This is a genomic window from Parasphingorhabdus sp., from assembly GCF_041748495.1.
Lineage (GTDB): Bacteria > Pseudomonadota > Alphaproteobacteria > Sphingomonadales > Sphingomonadaceae > Parasphingorhabdus.
The window spans coordinates 1-2,812 of sequence record NZ_JBGTDD010000114.1 but is presented as its reverse complement, the minus strand read 5'-3'; the positions used below and the strand labels follow the sequence as shown (position 1 = coordinate 2,812).

Genomic DNA, 2,812 nt, shown 5'->3' with positions numbered 1-2,812 from the left:
GGAAATATTGGCGCAGGACGGCCAGGATGTCCCCAATATCCGCGAGCCGCGCGATGTGCTCGACGGCATGCTGCAAAGCTCGCCCGCTGGCCTGACGCTGGCGGAAGTCGAAGCCGCGCCCAATGGCATCGATCTCGGCCCGCTGCGTCCCTGCATGGCCGAGCGGCTGCGCACCGAGGACAAGAAGATTCATGGCGCTCATCCCGATTTTCTCGCCGAACTGCAGCGCTTTGCCGCTTCGCTCAACAATGAACGGCCCGACAGCCTCCGCCTGATTGGTCGCCGCCACGTCCGCCAGAACAACAGCTGGCTGCACAACAGCAAAAGACTGCTCAAGGGACCGGACCGCTGCACGCTGATGATCCATCCGGATGACGCCAGGGCGCGCGGTCTCGGCGACGGTGACATCGCCAGCATCACCAGCCGGGTCAACAGCGTCGATATCCCGGTCGAAGTGACCGATGACGTCATGCCCGGCGTGGTGTCAATTCCGCATGGTTTCGGCCATGGACGCAAAGGCGTCGGCCTGTCGGTAGCCCGTGAAAAACCAGGGGTTTCGCTCAATGACCTGACCGATACGCGCAGCTATGATCCGCTGTCCGGCAATGCCGTCCTGAATGCGGTGCCGGTGACGGTAGCGCGGGCAGAGGAAATGGTCGCGGCGGAATAGGTCAGCGGAACAAGAGTCGTCATCCTGAACTTGTTTCAGGACCTCGTTCGGCACGAACTAACCCGGAGGGGCGCTGAAACAGGTTCAGCATGACGAATAAGCTTTTGCTTCGCCCATTCCTCCCTTGACCCTCTGCCGCCCTTTCGCCAAAGCAGCGCTTTGATATTGCAGCCGCGAAGAAAGCTCTGATTTTGACCGACATGAAGCCGCTCAGCTTCCAGCAGATCATCCTGAAACTCCATGAATATTGGGGCAATCAGGGCTGTGCTATCCTGCAACCCTATGACATGGAAATGGGGGCAGGGACGTTCCACACCGCCACCACGCTGCGCGCGCTCGGGCCCGATCCCTGGAAAGCCGCCTTCGCCCAGCCCTGCCGCCGCCCGACCGACGGCCGCTACGGCGAAAATCCCAACCGGCTGCAGCATTATTATCAATATCAGGTGATCCTGAAACCCTCGCCGCCGGATATCCAGCAGCTCTATCTCGACAGCCTGACCGTGATCGGCATCGACCCGTTGCTGCACGACATCCGCTTTGTCGAGGATGACTGGGAAAGCCCGACGCTCGGCGCCTGGGGCCTTGGCTGGGAAGTCTGGTGTGACGGCATGGAGGTCACCCAGTTCACCTATTTCCAGCAGATGGGCGGTTTCGACTGCAAGCCGGTGTCCGGCGAACTGACATACGGCCTCGAACGGCTGGCCATGTACATCCAGGGTGTCGATAGCATTTACGATCTGGATTATAACGGCGCTGGAATGACTTATGGCGATATCTTCCTGGAGAATGAGAAGCAGATGTCGGCCTGGAACTTCGAGGTCGCCGACACCGACCGGCTTTTCGACCTGTTCAACAAGGCCGCCGCCGAGTGCGAGAATTGCCTCGAGAAAAAATTGCCGATTCCGGCCTATGAGCAGGCGATCAAGGCCAGCCATATGTTCAACCTGCTGCAGGCCCGCGGCGTGATCAGCGTCCAGGAACGCGCCAGCTACATGGGCCGCGTCCGCGACCTCGCCAAGGGTAGCTGCGAAGCGCATATGGAAAAGAACGGATGGGCTGCGTGATGGGTTATTGTCATGTCCCTCTCCCCTTCTGGGGTGTGGCTAGGTGTGGGGGATGTTCCCCATCTTCGGCCTGTCGGTACAGTCCCCCCTCCCTTCGCCGCTACGCGGCTCTTCCCTCCCCCCTAAAGGGGAGAGGGCTGTCATGACCGACTTCCTCCTCGAACTGCTGTCCGAAGAAATCCCCGCACGGATGCAGGCCAAGGCGCGCGTCGACCTCGAGCGCCTGTTCACCGAGCAACTGGCCGAAGCCGGCCTCAAAGCCGGCGCCATCACTGTTTACTCGACGCCAAGGCGGCTCGCGCTGATCGCCAGAGACCTGCCCGCGCAGACCGAAGCGGTCAGCGAGGAAGCCAAGGGACCACCGGAAGGCGCGCCGGACCAGGCGGTCGAGGGCTTTTGCCGCAAGAATGGCATTACCCGCGACCAGCTGGAGCTGCGTGACGTCAAGGGGCGACCCACTTATTTCGCTGTGATCAACAAGCCGGGCCGCACGACCCGCGATGTGCTGGCCGAAGCGATACCGTCGATCATCCGGGCTTTCCCCTGGCCGAAATCGATGCGCTGGGGTGACGCCAGTGCGTCAACCGAAAGTCTGCGCTGGGTCCGGCCGCTGAGCGGGATCGTCGCGATCCTCGGCGACGATCTGGTGGAATGCGAGATTGACGGCATACAGTCGGGTTACGAAACCGTCGGCCACCGGTTCCAGCACTCCGTCCCGTTCGTCTCGAGCGAAGTCGAGAGACAGGCGGCAGCAAGCGAAACCAGCGTGTCTCGACTACGCTCGACACGAACGGAGCCCGGGCAAATCACCATCGGCAACGCCGCCGATTATGCCGAGAAACTGCGCGCCTGCCATGTCATCGTCGATCATGAGGAGCGCCAGAATATCATCCGCGACGGTGCCGCCAAGGCTGCATCAGCCGCCGGCCTGGAGCTGGTCGAGGATGAAGGTCTGGTGATCGAAAATGCCGGGCTGACCGAATGGCCGGTGCCATTGCTCGGCAGCTTCGATCCGGCCTTTCTTGATGTACCCGAAGAGGTGATCCAGCTGACCGCCCGGGTGAACCAGAAATATTTC

Annotated in this window: 3 protein-coding genes; all 3 read left to right on the top strand. The window is 61.4% G+C overall.

The genetic code is table 11. The features are described from left to right. The coding region (locus ACEW8J_RS10530) for a molybdopterin oxidoreductase family protein (protein ID WP_373491597.1) at positions 1-670 on the top strand (670 nt) is incomplete at its 5' end. A 200-nt stretch (positions 671-870) separates the two neighbouring features. Continuing rightward, complete coding sequence (locus ACEW8J_RS10525; protein ID WP_373491598.1) at positions 871-1,734, top strand: glycine--tRNA ligase subunit alpha; 864 nt, start codon at positions 871-873, stop codon at positions 1,732-1,734. A gap of 142 nt (positions 1,735-1,876) precedes the next feature. Further along, the coding region (locus ACEW8J_RS10520; RefSeq protein WP_373491596.1) for a glycine--tRNA ligase subunit beta at positions 1,877-2,812 on the top strand (936 nt) is incomplete at its 3' end.